Genomic DNA, 22,985 nt, shown 5'->3' with positions numbered 1-22,985 from the left:
AGCGGCCCCGACTACAGTTGTCCGGACACCCCCAAAGACGTCGGAAGAGGCTTCACCCATGACTGCTGACCGTCCCACCTCCGTGATCGTCGCCGGTGCCCGGACCCCCATGGGGCGCCTGCTCGGCTCGCTCAAGGACTTCTCCGGATCGGACCTCGGTGGCCTCGCCATCAAGGGCGCTCTCGAGAAGGCGGGCGTCGCGCCGGAGCAGGTCGACTACGTCATCATGGGCCAGGTGCTGCAGGCCGGCGCCGGCCAGATCCCGGCCCGCCAGGCCGCCCACGCCGCGGGCATCCCGATGACCGTCCCGGCCCTGACGATCAACAAGGTCTGCCTCTCGGGCATCAACGCCATCGCGATGGCCGACCAGCTGATCCGGGCCGGTGAGGTCGACGTCGTCGTCGCCGGCGGCCAGGAGTCGATGACCAACGCGCCGCACCTGATGACCAAGTCGCGCGAGGGCTACAAGTACGGCGACGTCACCATGCGCGACCACATGGCCTTCGACGGGCTGTGGGACGCCTTCACCGACCAGGCGATGGGGCTGCTCACCGAGCAGGCCAACACGGGCGAGCAGGCCTTCACGCGCGAGGAGCAGGACGAGTTCTCCGCCCGCAGCCACCAGCTGGCCGCCAAGGCGTGGAAGGACGGGCTCTTCGACGACGAGGTCGTCGCGGTGAGCATCCCGCAGCGCAAGGGTGAGCCAGTCGTCTTCAAGAGCGACGAGGGCATCCGCGCCGACACGACGACCGCCTCGCTCGGCGGCCTGCGACCCGCGTTCAGCAAGGACGGCACGATCACCGCCGGCTCGGCGTCGCAGATCTCCGACGGCGCCGCTGCGGTCGTCGTCATGAGCCGGGCCAAGGCCGAGGAGCTGGGCCTGACGTGGCTCGCCGAGATCGGCGCCCACGGCATGGTCGCCGGCCCCGACTCGACGCTGCAGCAGCAGCCGGCCCGCGCCATCGCCCGCGCCTGCGAGCGGGAGGGCATCACGCCCGCCGACCTCGACCTCGTCGAGATCAACGAGGCGTTCGCCGCCGTCGGGCTCGCCTCCGCCAAGGAGCTCGGCATCGACGTCGACAAGGTCAACGTCAACGGCGGTGCCATCGCGCTCGGCCACCCCATCGGCATGTCCGGTGCGCGCATCGCACTGCACCTCGCGCTCGAGCTCAAGCGTCGCGGTGGCGGCGTCGGGGCCGCGGCCCTCTGTGGTGGTGGCGGACAGGGCGACGCGCTCATCGTCCGCGTGCCCAAGAGCGCCTGACGGCACGAGTCCCCTTTCGTGGCACGCCGATCCGTCGACGTCCCCGCCTTGGTCGAGTCGGCCAGGGCGGGTTCGCCGCGTGCCGTCGCGCGCCTCATCTCCCTCGTCGAGGACGGGCACGAGTCGCTGCGCGAGGTGATGGCGGCGCTCGCCCCCCACGCCGGCAACGCCTGGGTCATCGGCATCACCGGCTCACCCGGCGTCGGCAAGTCGACGACGACGACCGCCCTCGTCGGAGCCTTCCGCGAGCGGGGCCTGCGGGTCGGGGTGCTCGCCGTCGACCCGAGCTCGCCCTTCTCCGGCGGCGCCCTGCTCGGCGACCGGATCCGCATGCAGGACCACGCGCTCGACCCCGAGGTCTACATCCGGTCGATGGCCTCCCGCGGCCACCTCGGCGGCCTGTCGTTCACGACACCGCAGGCGATCCGCGTGCTCGACGCCGCCGGCTGCGACGTCGTGCTCGTCGAGACGGTCGGGGTGGGCCAGTCCGAGGTCGAGATCGCGGGCCTCGCCGACACCTCGGTCGTCCTGCTCGCGCCGGGCATGGGCGACGGCATCCAGGCCGCCAAGGCCGGCATCCTCGAGATCGGCGACGTCTTCGTCGTCAACAAGGCCGACCGGGACGGCGCGGACGCGACGGTGCGCGACCTGCGCCACATGATCTCCCTCGGCGACCGCACGGAGCCGGGCCTGTGGCGGCCGCCGGTCGTGAAGACCGTGGCGGCACAGAAGGTCGGCATCGACGAGGTGATGGAGGCGCTCGACAAGCACCGCGCCCACCTCGAGGAGAACGGTGAGCTCGCGCTCCGCCGGGAGCGCCGGATCGCCGACGAGATCGAGACGATCGCGCTCGCGACGCTGCGGGCCCGTCTCGGGCACCTCGGGGGCCGGGAGGGCGTCACCGCACTCGCCCGCGACGTCGTCGCCGGTCGCACCGACCCGTATGCCGCCGCGGACCGTCTGGTGGAGCAGCTCGGGACCTGAGTCGGGCGCCCGACCGTCGGGCGCGGGTGGGGCAGGGGGACTCAGGACAGCGGGAAGCGTCCGATGAACCAGAACAACGCGATCGCGAAGACGACGAAGAACGGCACCAGGCACCCGAGGGCAGCCCTGGTCCGGTCCGCCGCGAGGTAGGACTCGCTCGGGTCCTGCGGGTTGTAGACCACCTCGAGCGCCGATCCCTCCACCGGCTCCGGGACCGTGGAGTCCTGCGACGTCCCGGTGAACTCCGCACCGGTCGCGTCGGTGAACCGGTAGCTCGGCCAGAAGCGCTGGTTGCGGTTGGTGCCGCCGAAGCCGCTGGTCCAGCCGGCCCGGCTCCCCGTCACCGTCGCCTGCACACGCGGCCAGTCGGCGGTCCGGCGGTCGTGCTGCCTGGAGCCGCGCACGGCGCGGACGAGCGAGTAGCAGGCCCCGGCCACGAAGAGCAGCCAGATCGCGTACAGAACAGTTCTCATGGGTCCCCCTGTCGGAGCAGGCAGTATGCCAGTAGTTCGTCAAGCTGGTGCGCTTCACGTTCCCGGGCGAGCGGCGGCTCGGCGCGGTCGCCCTCGTCGACGGGTCACCGGTCGGCAGCGCCCACCTGAACCTCCCCGAGCGCGAGAACCTCGACAAGTGCTGGTCGCAGGTCGAGGTGGACCCCTGGCACCGACGACAGGGGGTCGGCAACGCCCTCGTGGAGTGGACGGAGCAGCAGGCGAGGGACGCCGGCCGCGATCTGCTGCTCACGGAGGTCTTCGTCCCCGTCGCCGACCGCGAGTCGCATGCCGACCGCGAGTTCGCCCTGCGCAGAGGCTATTCCGTGTCGAGCGTCGAGATCGTGCGCTCGTTGCCCCTGCCCGTGGCGCCTGCTGTCCTGGATCGCCACCGTCGGGAGGCGGCCGAGGCTGTGGGAGACGCGTACGAGCTCAGCGTGCACGTCGACGGGGTGCCCGAGGAGCTGCGCCAGGGTGTGTGCGACGCGTCCAACCGGCTCATGCTGGACGCCCCGACCGGCGACGTGGAGTTCGAGCCGGAGTCGACGACCGTCGAGGACTACCAGTCCATCCTCGACCACCAGCGAGACATGGGCCGCACCTTCCTCACGGCGGTGGCCGTGCACCGACCGACCGGGGTCGTCGCCGCCTACACCGACCTCGCGGTGCCGTCGGGCGAACCCGACGTGGTCTTCCAGTGGGGCACCCTCGTGCTTCCCGAGCACCGTGGCCACCGGCTCGGGATGGCGGTCAAGGTCGCCAACCTCGACGAGCTGGGCCGCCATGCGCCATAGGGGTGCTCGGTCCGGACGATGAACGACGAGCAGAACCCGTGGATGGTCCGCATCAACGAGGACCTGGGCTTCCGGGTCATCGAGGAGGCGCTGACGATGAGCAAGGCGCTCTGACGCCGGTGCACGACCGGGTGGTCTCGCGACCGGGTCCGGCGCGGCATACGGTGTGGGCATGCTGATCGCCTTCTCCGTCGCACCCACCGTCGCGGCCGACGACACCGGATCGGTGTCCGACGCCGTCGCCCGCGCCATCCGCGTCGTGCGCGAGTCCGGACTGCCGCACCGCACCGACGCGATGTTCACGACGATCGAGGGGGAGTGGGAGGAGTGCATGGCTGTCGTCAAGCAGTGCTGCGACGTCATGGCGGAGACCTCGCCCCGCGTCGGCCTCGTGCTCAAGGCGGACATCCGGCCCGGCTGGACCGGTGAGCTCGACGGCAAGCTCGAACGGCTCGAGGACGCTCTCAGCCGCCAGCAGGATGGCTGAGGACGCCTGGCATCTCAGGCCGCTCACGGTCGGGGACTGTGACGAGCTGGGCCGGGTCCACATGGCGGTCTGGCGGGAGGCCTACGCCGACCTGATGCCGGCCGACTACCTCGCCGGGCTCAGCGACGAGCGCTGCGCGGACAGCTGGCGAGAGATCGCCGCGCGGGCCGGGGGAGGGAGCGGCTCTGGGGCAGGCGACGAGGCCCGCACCCTCGTGGTCGTCGACGCCGCGGGGAACTTGGCGGGCTTCGGCAGCGCCGGCCCGAGCCGCGACGAGGACGCCCCCACCCCGTGGGAGCTGTATGCCGTCAACCTCGCGTCCCGCGCCCGCGGCACCGGCGTCGCCGACCGCCTGCTCGACGAGCTCGTCGGCCCGCGCGCGGCGACGCTCTGGGTGGTCGAGGGCAACGCCCGGGCGCGGGCCTTCTACCGGCGACGGGGTTTCGCCGACGAGGGGGGCCGCGACGTGCACCCGGCGACCGGCACCCCGGAGGTCAGGATGATCAGGCACGCCTGAAGCGGTCGGGACGAACTGCGCATAACGGTCATGCGGTTCTGACGTGGAGCGTGACCGGCCTGACATTGCCGGCGGCCTGCCGCACGAAGTGCGCCCGGACCGTCCGGAAATGTCCTCGGCGAGCCGCTCCGGCCGATTGGGGAACCTGCACGGTCCGTGCGTATCGTGGGTCGCGGTCGAGCGTGCTCGGCCTGTCCTCCTGCGTCACCGAAAGGCTTTTCCATGCCCCGCACCGCGACCCGTCGACGTGCTCTTGCCGCCGCGCTCGCCTGTGCTGCCATGCTCTCCGCCTGCACCGGCAACTCCGACGACACCGGAGCCCCCGGCACCCCGGCGGTCGCCCCGGATGCCGCGCAGACCACCGCCGCCTCGGCCGTGAGCGCCGCGGCGACGTCGTCCCTCGACGCCTCGGCCGCCGGCGGTGCCGCCCGCGACAAGGCCTTCGTCGGTGCGGCGCTGCAGTCGGCCAACGCCTACGCCAAGACGCTGCCCGGCCGCACCGCGGCGGAGAAGGCCGACGCGGAGCTCGCGACCACCGGCGTCAAGGTCCTCGCCATCTCGCGCGGCGGTGACAACCCGCAGCAGGTCCTCGCGCAGACGACGCTGAAGAAGACCGGGGCCGCGGTCCTCGTGCTCCTCGTCGGTGGCCAGGACGGCGCCGCCTTCAAGGCGGCCGCCGTGACGCCGATGCTCCCCGACGCCAAGCTCGACGCGCTCGACACCCCGTCCGACGGTTCGGCCGCCATCGGGGACGGCTCCGGCCTCAGCGCCAAGCCCGACGACGTCGTCGCCGCCTTCGCCGCGTCGGTGAAGTACCCCGACCCGACCACCACCAAGGTGCTGGCCGACGACCCGCTCTCGGAGCAGCTGCGCCAGTCCGCGCTCGCCCAGTCAAAAGCCCTCAACAACCAGGGCGCGTTCACCCAGGACCACCAGCCCAAGGGTGTCCTCGGTGGGCTTCGCCTCAAGGACGGCAAGGGCGCGATCGTCTTCGCCCACCTCGTGCGCAACGACGCCATCGCCATGCGGACCCCGGTCAAGCTCACCCCGGCCAAGGACCTGACGCTCCTGACCGGCATCAAGCAGATCACCACGGAGGCCAACCTGACCTCCAACGAGATCATCGCCATCGTCATCCCCGCGTCGGGACAGGCGCGCATCGTCGCCGCATCCGACCAGCTCGTCGCCGGCTCGGGTCGGTGAGGCAGGATTGATCTATGAGTCACCAGCCATTCACCGCAGCAGCACTTCGCGGTGCCGTCGACCTGTCATCGCTCAAGCGTCCGGTCCAGCCGGGTGGCCCCGCCTCCGGCGCGGCCTCCACCTCCGCGGACGGTGCTGGCCTCGTCATCGAGGGCACTGACGCCTCGATCCGTGACGTCATCGCGGCGTCCGCCCAGCACCCCGTCGTCATGGTGCTGTGGTCGCCGCGCCTGCAGGAGTCGGCAGACTTCGTCACGACGTTCGGCTCGGTCGCGCGCCGCTACGCGGGGCGCTTCCAGCTCGTGACCGTCGACGTCGACGCCAACCCGACGATCCTGCAGGCCTTCCAGGTGCAGGCCGTCCCCGTGAGCTTCGCGTTCGTGCAGAGCCAGCCCGTGCCGCTCTTCGAGGGTGTCCAGCCCGAGGCCCAGATCACCGCGGTCATCGACCAGGTGCTCCAGCTCGCGGCCCAGCACGGCGTCACCGGCACGGTCGTCGTCGGCGAGGACGCGGCGACGGACGAGGCCGAGCAGGAGCAGCCTCTCCCGCCGCTGCACCAGAAGGCATTCGACGCCATCGAGTCGGGCGACCTGGACGGTGCGGCCGCCGCCTACCGCGAGGCCCTCGCCCAGAGCCCTGCCGACACCGACGCCAAGCTCGGTCTCGCGCAGGTCGGGCTCATGCAGCGCACGCAGGGCGCCGACCTCCAGGCCGCTCGCGCCGCCGCGGCCGCCGCCCCGACCGATGTCGACGCCCAGATCCTCGTCGCCGACCTCGACCTGCTCGGCGGCCACGTCGAGGACGCCTTCATGCGCCTCATCGACACCGTCCGGGTGACGGCCGATGCCGACCGCAACAAGGCCCGCGAGCACCTCGTCGAGCTCTTCGAGGTCGTCGGGGTCACCGACGAGCGCGTCGCCAAGGCACGCAAGTCGCTCATGAGCGCGCTCTTCTAGAGCCTCCGAGCCACGCTGACAGCGCCGAGCCACCCTGCTACGGGTGGCTCGGCGCTGTCGTGCTGTCTCGGCCGTGCTGTCACCACGCCATAAGGGCGGCTCGGGGGCCCCGCCGGGGCGTCAGTCCGTCTCGGCGGTCAGCACGAGGGCGTCGCCTAGCCGGGTCACGACGTCCTCGGCGAGGTGCTCGGTCGCGGCCGACCCGTCGACCCAGAGCCCCCAGTGCGGCGTGGCCGGGTGGGCGTCGTCGCGCACGACGACGACGTGCACCGGCTCGGGCTCGACAAGGTCGAGGAAGTCCTCGAGACGGTCACCGAGGGCGTCCTCGGCGATGACGGCGTCGAAGCCCTCGAGCTGGTAGGTCTCGGCCACGGCGAGGGCCGCGGACCAGCGCAGCAGCCGCAGCCGCAACTGCTCCGAGGTCGGAGGGTCGTCCCAGCCCGCCGGCGACCCTGCGGTGAGCGCCAGCTCGAGCTCTGCCCCGTCGACGAGCACGGCGCGCTCGAGCCGGGTGGCCACGGCCGCGGCGAGAGCGGCCCGGGCAGGTGCCCGGGCCGCCGTGACGAGCAGGAGCCGGCCGCGCGGGCCGGACTCGTCGGGATCGTTCATCCGCCGAGCGCCGCCGACACGACGTCCTTGGCCTCGGCCTGCACGCGCGCGAGGTGGTCGGCGCCCTGGAAGGACTCGGCGTAGATCTTGTAGACGTCCTCGGTGCCGGACGGGCGCGCGGCGAACCACGCGCTCTCGGTGGTCACCTTGAGGCCGCCGATCTTGGCGCCGTTGCCGGGAGCCTCGGTCAGCTTGCCCGTGATCGGCTCTCCCGCCAGCGTCTCGGCGGTCACGTCCTCGGGGGAGAGGGCGCCGAGCTTGGCCTTCTCCTCCCGTGACGCCGCAGCGTCGATGCGGGCGTATGCCGGGTCGCCGTGTCTCGCGGTCAGCTCGGCGTAGTGCTGGCTCGGGGTCCTCCCGGTGGCGGCGAGGATCTCGGAGGCGAGCAGGGCCAGCAGGATGCCGTCCTTGTCGGTGGACCAGACGGTGCCGTCATGGCGCAGGAAGCTGGCGCCGGCGGACTCCTCGCCGCCGAATCCGACCGAGCCGTCGAGCAGGCCCGGCACGAACCACTTGAAGCCGACGGGCACCTCGAGGAGCGTGCGGCCCAGGTCGCTCGCGACGCGGTCGATCATCGAGGAGGACACGAGCGTCTTGCCGATGGCGGTCGACGCCGGCCAGCCGGGACGCGCGCCGCCGTAGAGGTACTGGATCGCGACGGCGAGGTAGTGGTTGGGGTTCATCAGGCCGGCGTCCGGCGTGACGATGCCGTGCCGGTCGGCGTCGGCGTCGTTGCCCGTCGAGATGTCGTAGGCGTCCTTCGCGTGGATCAGGGAGGCCATCGCCGAGGGGGAGCTGCAGTCCATCCGGATCTTGCCGTCCCAGTCGAGCGTCATGAACGCCCACTGGGGGTCGACGCGCGGGTTGACGACGGTGAGATCGAGTCCGTGACGCTCGCCGATCTCGCCCCAGTAGGCGACGGACGCGCCACCGAGCGGGTCGGCGCCGATGCGCACGCCGGCCTCGCGGATGCGGGCAAGGTCGACGACGTGGGGCAGGTCGTCGATGTAGGTGCCCATGAAGTCGTAGGCGCCGGCCTCGCCGCGGGCCTGCTCGAAGGGCACCCGACGGACGTCCTTGAGCCCGCCCCGGATGAGGTCGTTGGCGCGCTTGGCGATGACGGAGGTGGCGTCGGTGTCGGCCGGCCCACCGTGCGGCGGGTTGTACTTGAAACCGCCGTCGGCCGGGGGGTTGTGCGACGGCGTCACGACGATGCCGTCGGCGAGACCGCTTGCCCCGGAACTCTTCCCCCGGTTGGCACGCAGGATCGCGTGCGAGACGGCCGGGGTCGGCGTGAAGCCGTCGCGGTCGTCGACGAGGACCTGCACGCCGTTCGCGACGAGGACCTCGAGCGCCGAGCGCCAGGCCGGCTCGGAGAGCCCGTGGGTGTCGCGCCCGATGAAGAGCGGCCCGTCGTAGCCCTGGGAGACGCGGTAGTCGACGATGGCCTGGGTGGTCGCGAGGATGTGGTCCTCGTTGAAGGCCGTGCGCAGGCTCGAGCCGCGGTGCCCCGACGTGCCGAAGGCGACCTGCTGGTCGGGGTCGTCGACGTCCGGGTGCCGGTCGTAGTAGGCGCCGACGAGGGCGTCGACGTCGACGAGGTCCTCGGCCTGGGCGGGCTGACCGGCGCGCGGGTGGGTCATGAGAGGTCTCCGTTCGTGGTCGTGGCGACGGGTTCGGTGGCGGCGCCGACGACGGGAGCCGCAGTCGCAGCCCCGTCGGACGTCGCCGAGATGGCGGGGGCCGCGGGCTCGTCGACGGGGACGAGCCAGACGGTCGACAGGCGCGGCACCGTGAGGTCCACGGCATACGGCTGGTCGTGCCACGACTCCTCGCGGGCCTCGACGACGAGACCGGTGCTGCTCGGGGCGTCGGGGTGGTAGCCGGCGGTGTCGAGCACGACCGTCCACCTCCCGCCGCGCGGGAGCCCGATCCGGTAGGACTGCTGCGTCTCACCGCTGAAGTTCATGACGCAGGCGACGACCGGGGCGTCGGTCGCCCGGTCGCCCGAGCCGAAGCGCAGCCACGAGAAGGTGTTGTGGGCGGCGTCGTCGGCCTCGAGCCACTCGAAGCCCGAGCGGTCGGCGTCCAGCTCCCACAGCGCGCGGTGGCTGCGGTAGATGCCGTTGAGGTCCTTGACGAGGTTGTGCACCCGGTAGTGCAGCGGCTGTTCGAGCAGCCACCAGTCGAGGCTGCGCCCCTCGGACCACTCGGACTCCTGGCCGAACTCGCAGCCCATGAAGAGCAGCTGCTTGCCGGGGTGGCACCAGAGGTAGGCCAGGAACGCGCGCAGCGTCGCCACCTGCTCCTCGCGCGGGCCGCGCGACTTGCGCAGCAACGAGCCCTTGCCGTGGACGACCTCGTCGTGGCTGATCGGCAGGACGAAGTTCTCGTCGAAGGCGTACATGAGCGAGAAGGTCAGCTTGCCGTGGTGGTACTTGCGGTAGATGGGCTCCTCGCCGAGGTACTTCAGCGAGTCGTTCATCCACCCCATGTTCCACTTGAAGCCGAAGCCGAGGCCGCCCTGGTCGGTCGGCTTCGTGACCCCGGGCCACGTCGTCGACTCCTCGGCGATGGTGACGATGCCACCGACCCGCTTGTAGGCGGTGCCGTTGGTCTCCTTGAGCAGCTCGACCGCCTCGAGGTTCTCCCGGCCGCCGTCCTTGTTGGGGATCCACTCGCCGGGGTTGCGGGCGTAGTCGAGGTAGAGCATCGAGGCGACGCCGTCGACGCGCAGGCCGTCGATGTGGAACTCCTCCAGCCAGTAGAGGGCGTTGGCGACGAGGAAGTTGCGCACCTCCGGCCGGCCGTAGTCGAAGATGTTCGATCCCCACTCGGGGTGCCATCCCTTGCGGGGGTCCGGGTGCTCGTAGAGCGGCAGCCCGTCGAAGCGCGCGAGGGCCCACTCGTCGGTGGCGAAGTGGCCAGGGACCCAGTCGAGGAGCACGCCGATGCCCGCGCGGTGCAGCTCGTCGACGAGGAAGCGGAAGTCGTCGGGGCGGCCCCAGCGCGAGCTCGGGGCGTAGTAGCCGGTGACGTGGTAGCCCCATGACGGGACGTACGGGTGCTCCATGACCGGGAGGAACTCGACGTGGGTGAAGCCGAGGTCACGGACGTAGTTGACGAGGTGCTCCGCGAGACCGCGGTAGCCGAGCTCCTGGCGCCACGACCCGAGGTGCACCTCGTAGATGCTCATGGGGCCCTGGTGGGCGTTGCTCGTGCGGCGGCGCTCCATCCACGCGTCGTCACCCCACGCGTAGTGCGTCTCGGTGACGATGGCGGCCTGCTTGGGCGCGACCTCCGTCATGCGCGCCATGGGGTCGCTCTTGAGCCGGACGAGCTCGTCGGGTCCGCGGACGGCGAACTGGTAGTTCGTCCCCTCCTGGGCGCCGGGAAGGAAGAGCTCCCAGATGCCGCTCTCGCCGAGGGCGCGCATCGGGTGCGAGCGGCGGTCCCAGTCGTTGAAGTCCCCGATGACGTGCACGGCCTTGGCCCGCGGTGCCCAGACGGCGAAGGACACGCCCCAGACGTCGCCGAGGGGTCCCGGGTAGTGGCGGACGTGCGCGCCGAGCACCGTCCACAGCTGCTCGTGGCGCCCCTCGTTGATGAGGTGCCGGTCCATCTCGCCGAGCGTGGGCGCGAAGCGGTACGGGTCGTCCTGCTCGTGCTCGACGCCGTCGCCGTACTCGACGAGCAGCCGGTAGTCGTGCGTCGTGCCGAAGTCCGGCGAGGTCATCGACCAGATGCCGTCACGGACGTGCTGCAGGTCGACGCGCTCGCCGGAGTCGAGGCGGGCGCTGACGCGGGTGGCGTAGGGACGGTAGGCCGTGATGGTCAGTCCGCCCGGACCGACGTGGTGGCCGAGCAGGTCGTGCGGCTGGCCGTTGCGACCCTGGAGGAAGGCGGTGATGGCGGCGTCGTCCAGGGACGGGCCGTGGGAGGTTGTGGTCATCGCGTGCTCTCCTCGGTGGTGAGCCGCTCGACGGCGCCGAGCGGGATCGGCAGCCACGAGGGCCGGTTGCGGGCCTCGTAGACCACCTCGTAGAGCGCCTTGTCCAGCTCGAGCGCCCGGGTCAGCGCCTGAGCGTCCGCGTCGGGTGCCCCGGCGACGGAGGCGTAGCCGTCGAGGAACGCGGCGCGGCAGTCCGCCGCCCACGCCGTCGCGTCGACGGGCGTCTCGGCGAGCGCCACCGAGCCCGCCGCGTAGTCGAACGACCTCAGCATCCCGGCGACGTCGCGTGCGGTGAGGTCGGGCCGTATGCGTTCGGCGAGCGGGCGCAGCGGCTCGCCCTCGAAGTCGAGGGCCACCCAGCCCCGCTCGGGCACGTCGAGCACCTGCCCGAGGTGGTAGTCGCCGTGGATGCGCTGCAGCGGCGGCCAGTGCACCTCCCGCACGGACGCTACGACCCGCTCGACGGCGGAGGAGCAGGAGGAGAGCTCCGGCACGAGGGCCACGGCTGCGGCATACCGCTCGTGCATGGAGGCCACGAGGGCCTCACGGGCCTCGGGAGTCACCGCGTGGGTGCCGAGGGAGTGCGCGAGGGCCTGGTGGATCTGCGCCGTGACGACGCCGAGGTCGCGGGCGCGGGCCGTGAAGTCGGTGCCGGACGCAGCGGCGACGAGCGCCACGCGCCAAGCGTCCTCGACACCGGGGATGAACTCCTGCGCGAAGGCGAGGTGTCCCTGCATCGGCAAGCCGTCGGCCGGGGAGTCCCAGGCTCCGAAGAGGTGGCCGATCGCCATCGGTACGCGGTCCGAACCCTCGGCGGTGAGGGCGCTCTGCACGACGACGTCGGGGTTGGCGCCGTCCTGCAGGGTGCGGAAGACCTTGACGATGACCGGCTCGCCCGGGCCGCCACCCGGCGCCGTCATGCGGCAGATGATCGAGGTGTTGGACTGCTCGCCGCTCAGCACGGTGGCCGAGGACACCGACCCGTCGGCGTGACCGGTCGAGGACCCCGTCGCGACGGCGTTGCTGCCGGACGACGCCTGGGCCTCGTCGGTGACGCCCGACCGCAGGATGGTCTCCATGAGCTGCCCCACGTAGACGGGGTCGTGCGGCGCGTCGTAGACCCAGCGGGTGCCGAGGACGCTGTGCTCCATGGTGCCGAGCAGCGCGTGCTCGGCACCCTCGAGGGGTGCGGAACGGTAGGTGAGGGGGACCTGGTAGACGACCGCAGGGCTCACGGCGTCGTCGGCGAGCAGCAGCGTCTCGCAGCCCACCTCGCCCTCGGGGTCCTCGAGGCGGAAGCCGCCGACGCGCCGCAGCTGCGGCACGTGGCCCTTCCCGTGGTACCACCGCTGGTGCGGCATCCACTCGGTGACCATCTCGGTCTTGGTCGGCACGATCGACGCGCCCTTGTGCACGATCGCCATCAGCCGTGGTCCTCCCCGCCGCGCAGGCGCAGCCAGAAGAAGTCGCGGGACCCGAGCGTCAGGGTGACCCGGCCGTCGCTCGCGACCCACGGGAAGCCGCTGCCGCCGAAGAGGTCGATGAGCTCGCGGCCCGCGAGGTGCTCGGGCAGCTGGATCGTCGCGGCCTGCGGACGGCTCGAGAGGTTGTTGACGCAGAGCACCGACTCGCCGGGCTCGTTGCCGTCGGCCTCCATGGTGCGCGTGAACGCGAGGATCGCCTCGTTGTCGGCCTCGACGACCTCGAAGTCACCGAGCCCGAAGACGGGGTGGCGGCCGCGGATCTGGAGCATGCCGCGCACCCAGTGGAGCAGCGAGGCCGAGGAGGCCATCTGCGCCTCGACGTTGATGTTGTTGTAGTGGTAGACGAGGCTGCTGATGACCGGCAGGTAGAGCTTGCCCGGGTCGACGCTGGAGAAGCCCGCGTTGCGGTCGGGCGTCCACTGCATCGGCGTGCGCACGGCGTCGCGGTCGGTGAGCCAGATGTTGTCGCCCATGCCGATCTCGTCGCCGTAGTAGAGGCACGGCGACCCCGGCAGCGACAGGATCAGCGCATGGATCAGCTCGATCTCGGGCCGTGAGTTGTCGAGCAGGGGAGCGAGCCGCCGGCGGATGCCGACGTTGGCCCTCATCCGGGGGTCCGGGGCGTACCAGCCGTACATCGCGGCGCGCTCCTCGGGCGTCACCATCTCAAGGGTCAGCTCGTCGTGGTTGCGCAGGAAGGTGCCCCACTGGGTGCCGCTCGGGATCGCCGGGGTGTCCGCGAGCACGTCGATGATCGGCGCCGCCGTCTCCTCGCGCAGCGAGTAGTAGAGGCGCGGCATCACCGGGAAGTGGAAGCACATCTGACACTCCGGCGCCTCCTCGGTGCCGAAGTAGTCGACGACCTCGGCCGGCGGCTGGTTGGCCTCGGCGAGCAGGATCCGGCCGGGGTACTCGGCGTCGACCATGGCGCGCAGCCGGGCGAGGAACTCGTGGGTCTTCGGGAGGTTCTCGCAGTTGGTGCCCTCCTCCTCGAAGAGGTAGGGGACCGCGTCGAGGCGGAAGCCGTCGATGCCGAGGTCCATCCAGAAGCGCACGATGTCGAACATCGCCTCCTGCACGGCCTCGTTCTCGAAGTTGAGGTCCGGCTGGTGGCTGAAGAAGCGGTGCCAGAAGAACTGCCGGCGCACCGGGTCGAAGGTCCAGTTGGAGACCTCGGTGTCGACGAAGATGATGCGCGCGTCGTCGTAGCCGTCGTCGGTGTCGGACCAGACGTAGAAGTCGCCGTAGGGGCCGTCGGGCTCGGCGCGGCTCGCCTGGAACCACGGGTGCTGGTCGCTCGTGTGGTTCATGACGAAGTCGGTGACGATGCGGATGCCGCGGGCGTGCGCCTGCGAGACGAGCTCGGTGAACTCCGGCAGCGTCCCGAACTCGGGCAGCACCGCCTTGTAGTCCGCGATGTCGTAGCCGCCGTCGCGCAGCGGCGAGGCGTAGAAGGGCGGCAGCCAGAGGCAGTCGACCCCGAGCCACTGGAGGTAGTCGAGCCGGTTGATCAGGCCGGTGAAGTCACCGGCGCCGGAGCCCTTGGAGTCGGCGAAGGCCCGGACGAGCACTTCGTAGAAGACTGCCTTCTTGAACCACTGCGGGTCGTGCTTCAAGCCGGGCTGGGACAGGTTGAGGCCCTGCATGCGTCAGTGGCTCCTCACGTGGATGATGTGGACGGGCTCGGAGTCGGGCCCCAGGCGGACGAAGTTGTCCTGGCGCCATTCCCACGTCTGGTTGGTGACGTGGTCGTGTGCCTCGAAGGTCGACCACGTGGCCATACCCAGAGCCTCCATGTCGAGGTGCACCCACGTCTCACGGGTGGCGTGCGGGTCGAGGTTGGCGATGACGAGGACGGTGTCGCGCTCACCCGTGGCCCGGTCGAGCACGCGCGACTTGCTGAAGACGAGGACGTTCTCGTCGTCGGCGGCGTGGAAGCGCAGGTTGCGCAGCCAGCGCAGGGCCGGGTGCCAGCCGCGGATGTCGTTGAGCCGCCCCAGGTACCACGCGAGCGAGCGGCTCTCGAGCGGACCGCCGGGCTCGTAGAGGTACCACTGGCGGTCCTTGTACTCGTACTTCTCGTTGTCGACCTGCTCCTCGGCGCCGGGCCGTGCGACGTGCTCCATGAGCTCGTAGCCGGCGTAGATGCCGTAGGTCGGGGACATCGTCGCGGCGACGGCGGCGCGCAGCTTCCAGGCGGTCGGGCCGCCGTACTGCATGTAGGGCGTGAGGATGTCGTGGGTCGTCGGCCAGAACGCCGGTCGCATGTAGGCCGACCCGGTCGTCTCTCCGGCGAGCTCGCGGCCGTACTCCTCGAGCTCCCACTTGGCGTTGCGCCACGCGTAGTAGGTGTAGCTCTGCTGGAAGCCGGCCTTGGCGAGCTCGTGCATCATCGCCGGCTTGGTGAAGGCCTCGGACAGCCACACCGTCTCGGGGTGCTCCTGGGCGACGTCGGCGATCAGCCACTGCCAGAAGGCGACCGGCTTGGTGTGCGGGTTGTCGACGCGGAAGATGCGCACGCCGTGGTCGAGCCACACCTGGATGACCCGGCGGACCTCGGCGTAGGCCGCGGCGGGGTCGTTGTCGAAGTTGAGGGGGAAGATGTCCTGGTACTTCTTGGGCGGGTTCTCGGCGTAGGCGATGCTGCCGTCGGCGCGCGTCGTGAAGAGGGACGGGTGCGTCTGCACCCACGGGTGGTCGGGCGAGGCCTGCAGCGCGATGTCGAGCGCCACCTCGAGCCCGGCACGACCGGCCTCGGCGACGAAGTGGTCGAAGTCCTCGAAGGTGCCGAGGTCGGGGTGGATCGCGTCGTGCCCACCGTCGGGCGAGCCGATGGCGTAAGGCGATCCGGGGTCGCCCGGCTGCGCGCTGAGCGAGTTGTTGCGCCCCTTGCGGGCCGTCGTGCCGATGGGGTGGATCGGCGTCAGGTAGACGACGTCGAAGCCCATCGCGGCGATGGCGGGGAGGCGCTCGGCCGCGGAACGGAACGTGCCGGAGACCCACTCGCCAGTCTTCTCGTCGCGGTGCGCCCCCTCGGACCGGGGGAAGATCTCGTACCACGCGCCGTAGAGCGCACGCTCGCGCTCGACGAGCAGGGAGTATGCCGGGGAGGCCGACACGAACTCGCGCAGCGGCACCAGCGAGGCGAGCCCCATGATCTCGGGGGAGGTCGCCGCGCCGAAGCGGTGGGCGGCGGGGGAGCGGGTGTCGCCGAGCGCCAGGACGCCCTTGTCGATCTCGGACGCGTCGACGCCGAGGCCGCGCACCGACTCGGCGAAGCGCTGGAGCACCCGGACGCCCTCGGCGCACATGAGGTCCTCGTCGACGCCCGCGGCGATCTTGATGCCGGCATCGTGCACCCAGGTCGCGTAGGGGTCCGACCAGCCCTCGACGCGGTAGGTCCACCAGCCCTCGCGGTCGGCCGAGACGGTGGCCGACCACTCCGAGAGGCCGGGGTTGTCGCTGTGCATCGCGAAGTAGTGGTCGGAGCCGTCGGGGTCGGTGAGCACCGCCGTGGCGTTGACGGCGTCGTGGCCCTCGCGGAAGACCTTGGCCCGGACGGTGAACTCCTCGCCCACGACGGACTTCGCGGGGCGCGTGCCACCGTCGACGAGGGGACGGACGTCGCTCACGGGGATGCGTCCCATGGGGAGCGCGCCACCCGGCATACCCTCGACGGTCGGTGGGGTGCTCACGGGGTGGTCGGGGGCGAGGTGGACGGCTCCTGCCGACGTGTCGTCGACGAAGGCGGTGTCTGCGGTCGGGGTGGCATCGTCGCGTCGTGGTGCTGGGGGAGCGGCGGTGCGCACGCGGGTCGGCTTGCCGGAACGATGCTTCTTCGCTGAGCCAGTCACGGAATCGACCGTATCGAAGTTGCAGCGTTTGGCCCATGAGGCGGAGCGGGTCCGTCCGGTGGGTGAAACCCCGCTGCAAGGGTTGCAAGAACCCGTCATGGCGCCCCCTATGCTGTCCCCTTGTGAAGGCCATCCGTCGCTTCAGCGTCCGCACCGTCCTGCCGAGCCGCATCGAGGGCCTCGGCGTCCTCGCGAGCAACCTGCGCTGGTCCTGGCACCCGCCGACCCGCGACCTGTTCGAGAGCATCAGTCCGCGCAAGTGGGCCCAGGCGGGAGAGGACCCGGTCAAGCTCCTGTCGCGCCTGTCCGCCGACGAGCTCGCGGCGCTCGCGGCCGACGACGACTTCGTCGGTCGCGTCGTCGTCGCCAACGAGGACCTGCACCACTACCTCACCGACGAGCGGTGGTACCAGTCGTGGAGCCGCGAGCAGGAGGGCGCCGGCAAGGCCGCCCCGGCCGCGATCGCCTACTTCAGCCCCGAGTTCGGCATCACCTCCGTGCTGCCGCAGTACTCCGGTGGCCTCGGCATCCTCGCCGGCGACCACCTGAAGTCCGCCTCGGACCTCGGCGTGCCGATCGTCGGCGTGGGCCTCTTCTACAAGACCGGCTACTTCAAGCAGTCGCTGAACCGCGACGGCTGGCAGGTCGAGACCTACCCCGTGCTCGACCCCGACGGCCTGCCCCTGTCGCTGCTGCGCGAGGAGGACGGCACTCCCGCCGTCGTCACCGTCAGCCTGCCCGCCGGGCGCGAGCTGCACGCCCACGTCTGGAAGGCGCAGGTCGGCCGGGTGCCCCTGCTGCTCCTCGACTCCGACGTGGCCGGCAACGACGAGCAGACCCGCAAGGTCACCGAGTCGCTCTACGGCGGTGGCGGCGACACCCGCCTCGAGCAGGAGCTGCTGCTCGGCATCGGCGGCGTCCGTGCGCTGCGCCTGTGGTCGCGCCTGTCGGGTGCCCCGACGCCGGAGGTCTACCACACCAACGAGGGCCACGCCGGCTTCCTCGGCGTCGAGCGCATCACCGAGCTCGTCCGCGACCACGGCCTCACCTTCGACGACGCCCTCGAGGCGGTCCGCGCCGCAACGGTCTTCACGACCCACACCCCGGTCCCCGCCGGCATCGACCGCTTCGACGCGGCCAAGATCAACCTCTTCTTCGGCGGGCCCAACGCGATCCCCGGCGTGCCGGTCGAGCGCCTGCTGGCCCTCGGTGCCGAGGACTACGAGGGTGGCCAGCCGGGCATCTTCAACATGGCCGTCATGGGCCTGCGCCTCGCGCAGCGCGCCAACGGCGTCTCCCAGCTGCACGGTGTCGTCAGCCGCGAGATGTTCGACGGGCTGTGGCCGGGCTTCGACGACGTCGAGGTCCCGATCTCGAGCATCACCAACGGGGTCCACGCCCCGACCTGGGTCGACCGGGCCGTCTACGACGTCGCCCGCAAGTACCTCGGCACGGCCGACATCGCCGGCGAGGACGCGTGGGACCGCATCGACGAGGTGCCGGCCGAGGCCGTCTGGGCGACGAAGCGCGTCATGCGCGAGAAGCTCGTCGCCGACGCCCGCCGTCGCGTCAAGTCCTCCTGGCACAAGCGCGGCGCCAGCGACGCCGAGCTCGGCTGGGTCGACGACGTCCTCGACCCCGACGTCCTGACGATCGGCTTCGCGCGCCGCGTGCCGACCTACAAGCGCCTCACCCTGATGCTCCGCGACCCCGAGCGCCTCAAGCGCCTGCTGCTCCACCCCGAGCGCCCGGTGCAGCTCGTCATCGCCGGCAAGTCGCACCCGGCCGACGAGACCGGCAAGCGGCTCATCCAGGAGATGGTGCGCTTCGCCGACGACCCCGAGGTGCGCCACCGCATCGTCTTCCTGCCCAACTACGACATCGCCATGGCCCAGCACCTCTACCCGGGCTGCGACGTCTGGCTCAACAACCCGTTGCGGCCCTTCGAGGCGTGCGGCACGTCGGGCATGAAGGCCGCCCTCAACGGCAGCCTCAACCTCTCGATCCTCGACGGCTGGTGGGACGAGTGGTTCGACGGCCGCAACGGCTGGGCCATCCCGACCGCCGACGGTGTCGAGGACGCCGACCGCCGTGACGACATCGAGGCCTCGGCGCTCTACGACCTCATCGAGAACGACGTCGCCGCGAAGTTCTACGACCGTGACTCCGCCGGCCTGCCGCAGGGCTGGATCGACATGATGACCCACACCCTCAAGACGCTCGGCCCGAAGGTCCTGGCGAGCCGCATGGTTCAGGACTACACCGAGCGGCTCTACAGCCCCGCCGCCGGTGCGGGTCGCTCGGTCGGAGGCTCGGACTTCGCCGGCGCCAAGGACCTCGCCGCCTACAAGACGAAGATCCGCGCGGCCTGGCCGAAGGTCAGGGTCGAGCACGTCGAACCCTCGGGCCTGTCGGACTCGCCGCAGATCGGGGACGTCCTCGACCTGCGCGCCTACGTCACGCTCGACGGCCTGTCGCCCGACGACGTCGAGGTGCAGCTCGTCCACGGGCACGTCAACGACGTCGACGAGCTGTGGGGCATGGAGGTCGCCCCGCTCGCCCTCGTCGAGTCCTACGAGGACGGACGGCACCAGTTCGCCGGCTCCCAGCCGCTGCGGCGCACGGGCTCGTTCGGCTACAGCGTCCGGGTCGTGCCGAAGCACGAGGGCCTCGCCGGTCCCGCCGAGATGGGTCTCGCGCGCAACGCCTGACGGTCGCACTCGACGCAGAGCCCGGTCCCGCTGAGGGGCCGGGCTCTGCTGCATCCCGAGGGCGCATGAGTGCCGCGCGCCGCGCCTGCTCCTCCTCGTTCCGGGACGCCGCCGACCGGGGCGCTGCTGGTCAGCCCTTCCCGACGCAGCGCCAGAGCTGCATCGACGACGCGCCCATCGCGACGAAGTGCCCCGCGGGGACGGGTGCGCCCGGGGGAGCGGGTCGCTCGTCGGTGCTGTCCCAGAGCAGCTCGTAGGCCGCCGCGCAGGGAGCGGACGGCAGCGTCACGTCGACGCCACCGGCCGTGCCGTTCACGACGATGAGCACCGACTGCTCGGAGATCGCGACGCCGTTGTAGAGCGCCTGGAGCACCGCGACGGCAGGCCCGTCCCAACGCTCACCCATCGGCTCACCGTCCGCCGCGAACCAGGCGAGGTCGGTCGAGCCGTCGGCGTGGATGCTCCTGCCGGAGAAGAACGCCCGCTGCCGGAGCACGGCGTGGTCGCGCCGCAGCGCGGCGAGGTGGCGGCTGGTCTCGAGCAGGTCCTCCTGCCACGGCTCGAGGTCCCAGGACATCCAGCTGATCTCGTTGTCCTGCGAGTAGGGGTTGTTGTTGCCGCGCTGGCTGCGCCCGAGCTCGTCACCGGCGTTGAGCATGGGCACGCCGGTCGAGAGCAGGAGCGTCCCGAGCAGGTTGCGCATCGAGCGCCGGCGGGCCGCCGAGATGTCGGGGTCGGTGGTGCGCCCCTCGACGCCGTGGTTCCAGGAGCGGTTGTCGTTGGAGCCGTCGGTGCCGCTGTGGCCGTTGGCCCCGTTGTGCTTGGTGTCGTATGCCGTGAGGTCGGCGAGGGTGAAGCCGTCGTGGGCGGTCACGAAGTTGACCGACGCGATGGTGCCCCGGTCGTGGCGGTCGAAGAGGTCCTGGGAGCCGGCGAGCCGGGTGGCCAGCTCACGCACGCCGTGGCCGACCCCGCCCGTCGCGGAGGCGGCGAGGTCGCGCAGCCAGAAGGTTCGCGTCGCGTCGCGGTAGCGGTCGTTCCACTCCGAGAAGGGCGGCGGGAACTGCCCGGTGCGCCAGCCGTGGAGGCCGAGGTCCCACGGCTCCGCGATGAGCTTGGTGCGCGAGAGCACCGGGTCGGTGCGCAGCGCGACGAGGAAGGGGTGGTCGCGGTCGTAGCCGTCGTCCTTGCCCCGCCCGAGGGCGACGGCGAGGTCGAAGCGGAAGCCGTCGACGTGGCACTCCTGCACCCAGTAGCGCAGCGAGTCCAGCACCATCCGGGCGACGACGGGGTGGGTCAGGTCGAGGGTGTTGCCGCAGCCCGTCACGTCGATGTCGCGACCGCGTCCGTCGACGCGGTAGTAGGCCCGCTGGTCGAGGCCGCGCCACGAGAGGGTCATGCCGTCCCGGGAGTTCTCCGCCGTGTGGTTGTAGACGACGTCGAGCAGCACCTCGATGCCGGCCGCGTGGAGGTCCTTCACCATGGCCTTGAACTCGTCGAGGGCGCCCTGCGGGTCGGCCGTCGAGGCGTACGCCGCGTGTGGCGCGAAGAAGCCGAGGGTGTTGTAGCCCCAGTGGTTGGACAGTCCCCGCAGCACGAGGTCGGGCTCGTGCGTGAAGGTGTGGACCGGCAGCAGCTCGACCGCCGTGACGCCCAGCCGCAGGAGGTGCTCGACGAACGCGGGGTGGGCCAGGCCGGCATACGTCCCGCGAAGCTCCTCGGGCACGCCGGGGTGCAGCTTCGTCGCGTTCTTGACGTGCACCTCGTAGACGAGCGACTCGGTGAGCGAGCGCCGCGGGAAGTCGTCGGAACCCCAGTCGAACTCGTCCTCGACGACGACGCAGCGCGGCATGAAGGGGGCCGAGTCGCGGTCGTCGCGGACCCAGAGGTCGCCGCGGAGGTCGGGACCGACCCGGTGCGCGTAGAGCGCCGGGTCGAGGTGCACCCCACCCTCGACGGCACGCGCGTAGGGGTCCAGCAACAGCTTGGCGGGGTTGTGCAGCAGCGAGCGGTCGGGGTCCCAGTCGCCGTCGACGCGGAAGGCGTAGCGCTGCCCGGCCACGACCCCGGGGACGGTGTCGAACCACGTGCCGTGGGCGCGGTGGCTCAGGCGGACCCGCCGCTCCGTCGTCGCGCCGTCGTCACCCTCGTCGAACAGGCAGACCTCGACCGAGCGGGCGTGACCGGCGTAGACGCAGAACTGGGCGCCGTCCGCGGTCAGCGAGGCCCCGAGCTCCGGAGGCAGGTCGGGCGTCGCGGGCTGGGGCGGGCACATGTGTCTGAGCGTAGGGGGTGGTCCAGGCCACCCCCGGGCCGGATCGACCTCGCCGCGCAGGCTCGTTACGGTTGGACGCATGACCGATCCGACTTCGCTGCCCAACTTCATGCCGAGCACGCCCGATGCCGGCCCCACCCCCAACGGCGTCCCGGCCGGCGACGCCCCGGTGCGCGACCGCATCCTCGAGGTCCTGAAGGGCCTCGGCATCGAGGCGAGCATCGACGGCGACGGCGACCTCGAGTTCGCCATCGTGGACGACCAGGGCACGAGCACGACGCTCTTCGCCCGCGTGGCCGAGGGCGACCTGGCCCTCGTCCGCTTCTTCGGCCAGTGGCAGCTGGCCGACCCGGTGTCGCCCGACCGCAACGAGCGGCTCGCCCGCTGCAACGACCTGACGATGCAGCTCAACATCGTCAAGCTCTCGCTCGTCCAGGAGAGCCTCGTCGTCTCGGCCGAGCACGTCATCACCCCGAACGCCGACCTCGACATCCTCGTGCCGCTGTCGGTCAACCACATCCTGCAGAGCGTCGGCTTCTTCTTCCAGTCCTGGCTGCCGATGGACGACGCCCCCGCCGGCCCCCTCGGCGACGCCTGATGGGCGAGTTCGTCCGGCTCGAGGTCGAGGACGGGATCGGCACGATCCGCCTCGACCGGCCCAAGATGAACGCCCTCAACGTCCAGGTCCAGGAGGAGATCCGCGCGGCGGCGGCCGAGGCCACCGAGCGCGCCGACGTCAAGGCCGTCATCGTCTACGGCGGTGAGCGGGTCTTCGCGGCCGGCGCCGACATCAAGGAGATGCAGTCCATGTCGTACACCGACATGGTCGAGCGCTCCGGGCCGCTCATGAGCTCGATCAGCGCGGTCGCCCGCATCCCCAAGCCGGTCATCGCGGCCATCACGGGGTATGCGCTGGGTGGCGGCTGCGAGCTCGCGCTGGCCTGCGACTTCCGGGTCGTCGCCGACGACGCCAAGCTGGGCCAGCCGGAGATCCTCCTCGGGATCATCCCGGGCGCCGGTGGCACGCAGCGCCTCTCACGCCTCGTCGGCGCCTCGCGCGCCAAGGAGATCATCTTCAGCGGCCGGTTCGTCGACGCGCAGGAGGCCCTCGCCATCGGCCTGGCCGACAAGGTCGTCCCGGCAGCCGACGTCTACACCGCGTCGCGCGAGTGGGCCTCGACCTTCGTCGGTGCCGCGTCCTTCGCGGTGCGCGCCGCCAAGGAGGCCATCGACCGGGGCCTCGAGGTCGACCTCGAGACCGGGCTCGAGATCGAGCGGCTGCTCTTCGCCTCGCTCTTCGCGACGAAGGACCGTGAGATCGGCATGACGTCGTTCGTCGAGCAGGGACCCGGGAAGGCCCGGTTCGAGGGTCGATGACCCGGACCCACGTCCCGCACGAGACGG

General features: G+C 71.4%; 18 protein-coding genes. 10 read left to right on the top strand and 8 right to left on the bottom strand.

Translation table 11 applies throughout. The annotated features are described in order from the left end of the window. Positions 1 to 58 precede the first annotated feature (58 nt). Both ABD297_RS14255 and meaB read left to right on the top strand, forming a co-directional pair. Positions 59 to 1,264 carry an acetyl-CoA C-acetyltransferase gene (locus ABD297_RS14255; protein ID WP_344255628.1) on the top strand — a complete coding sequence of 402 codons (1,206 nt, stop codon included), beginning with the start codon at positions 59 to 61 and terminating at the stop codon, positions 1,262 to 1,264. 18 nt (positions 1,265 to 1,282) lie between these two features. After that, entirely contained in the window at positions 1,283 to 2,248 is a 966-nt protein-coding gene (gene meaB, locus ABD297_RS14250; protein WP_344255626.1) for a methylmalonyl Co-A mutase-associated GTPase MeaB, read from the top strand. Positions 2,249 to 2,289: 41 nt separating this feature from the next. Here the strand turns inward: meaB and ABD297_RS14245 are convergent, their stop codons facing one another. Further along, positions 2,290 to 2,721 (bottom strand): DUF3592 domain-containing protein, encoded by a 432-nt coding sequence (locus ABD297_RS14245; protein WP_344255624.1) that lies wholly within the window; start codon positions 2,719 to 2,721, stop codon positions 2,290 to 2,292. Between the two features lie 47 nt (positions 2,722 to 2,768). On the opposite strand from ABD297_RS14245, the gene ABD297_RS14240 reads away from it, so the two are divergent. The 5 genes from ABD297_RS14240 (at position 2,769) to ABD297_RS14220 (ending at position 6,696) form a co-directional block, all read left to right on the top strand. Next, positions 2,769 to 3,533 carry a GNAT family N-acetyltransferase gene (locus ABD297_RS14240; protein ID WP_344255622.1) on the top strand — a complete coding sequence of 255 codons (765 nt, stop codon included), beginning with the start codon at positions 2,769 to 2,771 and terminating at the stop codon, positions 3,531 to 3,533. Positions 3,534 to 3,705: 172 nt separating this feature from the next. Further along, the gene (locus ABD297_RS14235) at positions 3,706 to 4,020 is read left to right on the top strand and encodes a thiamine-binding protein (RefSeq protein ID WP_344255620.1); all 315 of its coding nucleotides are present in this window, start codon (positions 3,706 to 3,708) and stop codon (positions 4,018 to 4,020) included. Continuing rightward, the gene (locus ABD297_RS14230) at positions 4,013 to 4,537 is read left to right on the top strand and encodes a GNAT family N-acetyltransferase (RefSeq protein ID WP_344255618.1); all 525 of its coding nucleotides are present in this window, start codon (positions 4,013 to 4,015) and stop codon (positions 4,535 to 4,537) included. The genes ABD297_RS14235 and ABD297_RS14230 overlap by 8 nt, the downstream gene beginning before the upstream one ends. A 222-nt stretch (positions 4,538 to 4,759) precedes the next feature. After that, complete coding sequence (locus ABD297_RS14225; RefSeq protein ID WP_344255616.1) at positions 4,760 to 5,740, top strand: hypothetical protein; 981 nt, start codon at positions 4,760 to 4,762, stop codon at positions 5,738 to 5,740. Positions 5,741 to 5,754: 14 nt separating this feature from the next. After that, positions 5,755 to 6,696 (top strand): tetratricopeptide repeat protein, encoded by a 942-nt coding sequence (locus ABD297_RS14220; RefSeq protein ID WP_344255614.1) that lies wholly within the window; start codon positions 5,755 to 5,757, stop codon positions 6,694 to 6,696. A 120-nt stretch (positions 6,697 to 6,816) separates the two neighbouring features. Here the strand turns inward: ABD297_RS14220 and ABD297_RS14215 are convergent, their stop codons facing one another. The 6 genes from ABD297_RS14215 to ABD297_RS14190 are packed head-to-tail and all read right to left on the bottom strand — an operon-like array spanning position 6,817 to position 16,595. After that, complete coding sequence (locus tag ABD297_RS14215; RefSeq protein WP_344255613.1) at positions 6,817 to 7,305, bottom strand: hypothetical protein; 489 nt, start codon at positions 7,303 to 7,305, stop codon at positions 6,817 to 6,819. Next, the gene (gene pgm, locus ABD297_RS14210; protein WP_344255612.1) at positions 7,302 to 8,948 is read right to left on the bottom strand and encodes a phosphoglucomutase (alpha-D-glucose-1,6-bisphosphate-dependent); all 1,647 of its coding nucleotides are present in this window, start codon (positions 8,946 to 8,948) and stop codon (positions 7,302 to 7,304) included. The genes ABD297_RS14215 and pgm overlap by 4 nt, the downstream gene beginning before the upstream one ends. Next, positions 8,945 to 11,257 carry a 1,4-alpha-glucan branching protein GlgB gene (gene glgB / locus ABD297_RS14205; protein WP_344255611.1) on the bottom strand — a complete coding sequence of 771 codons (2,313 nt, stop codon included), beginning with the start codon at positions 11,255 to 11,257 and terminating at the stop codon, positions 8,945 to 8,947. The genes pgm and glgB overlap by 4 nt, the downstream gene beginning before the upstream one ends. Continuing rightward, positions 11,254 to 12,681 carry a maltokinase N-terminal cap-like domain-containing protein gene (locus tag ABD297_RS14200; RefSeq protein WP_344255610.1) on the bottom strand — a complete coding sequence of 476 codons (1,428 nt, stop codon included), beginning with the start codon at positions 12,679 to 12,681 and terminating at the stop codon, positions 11,254 to 11,256. Before ABD297_RS14200 ends, glgB begins: the two co-directional genes overlap by 4 nt. Next, a complete protein-coding gene (treS, locus tag ABD297_RS14195) occupies positions 12,681 to 14,387 on the bottom strand; it encodes a maltose alpha-D-glucosyltransferase (protein WP_344255609.1) in 1,707 nt (568 codons plus the stop codon). The genes ABD297_RS14200 and treS overlap by 1 nt, the downstream gene beginning before the upstream one ends. A 3-nt stretch (positions 14,388 to 14,390) precedes the next feature. Further along, positions 14,391 to 16,595, bottom strand: coding sequence for an alpha-1,4-glucan--maltose-1-phosphate maltosyltransferase (locus ABD297_RS14190; protein ID WP_425581175.1), 2,205 nt, complete (start codon positions 16,593 to 16,595; stop codon positions 14,391 to 14,393). 122 nt (positions 16,596 to 16,717) lie between these two features. Between ABD297_RS14190 and glgP the strand changes: the two genes are divergently transcribed. Next, positions 16,718 to 19,306: an alpha-glucan family phosphorylase gene (gene glgP, locus ABD297_RS14185; protein WP_344255608.1), complete on the top strand. Its 2,589-nt coding sequence runs from the start codon at positions 16,718 to 16,720 to the stop codon at positions 19,304 to 19,306. 130 nt (positions 19,307 to 19,436) lie between these two features. Here glgP and glgX read toward each other — a convergent pair whose 3' ends face one another. Then, entirely contained in the window at positions 19,437 to 21,581 is a 2,145-nt protein-coding gene (gene glgX, locus ABD297_RS14180) for a glycogen debranching protein GlgX (protein WP_344255607.1), read from the bottom strand. Between the two features lie 79 nt (positions 21,582 to 21,660). Between glgX and ABD297_RS14175 the strand changes: the two genes are divergently transcribed. Further along, positions 21,661 to 22,179 (top strand): YbjN domain-containing protein, encoded by a 519-nt coding sequence (locus ABD297_RS14175; protein ID WP_344255605.1) that lies wholly within the window; start codon positions 21,661 to 21,663, stop codon positions 22,177 to 22,179. Further along, positions 22,179 to 22,958 carry an enoyl-CoA hydratase/isomerase family protein gene (locus tag ABD297_RS14170; RefSeq protein WP_344255604.1) on the top strand — a complete coding sequence of 260 codons (780 nt, stop codon included), beginning with the start codon at positions 22,179 to 22,181 and terminating at the stop codon, positions 22,956 to 22,958. Before ABD297_RS14175 ends, ABD297_RS14170 begins: the two co-directional genes overlap by 1 nt. Positions 22,959 to 22,985 lie beyond the last annotated feature (27 nt).

Origin of the sequence: Terrabacter carboxydivorans, from assembly GCF_039532035.1 — a bacterium.
Taxonomy (GTDB): domain Bacteria; phylum Actinomycetota; class Actinomycetes; order Actinomycetales; family Dermatophilaceae; genus Terrabacter; species Terrabacter carboxydivorans.
This window is presented reverse-complemented; position numbering and strand designations above follow the sequence as displayed.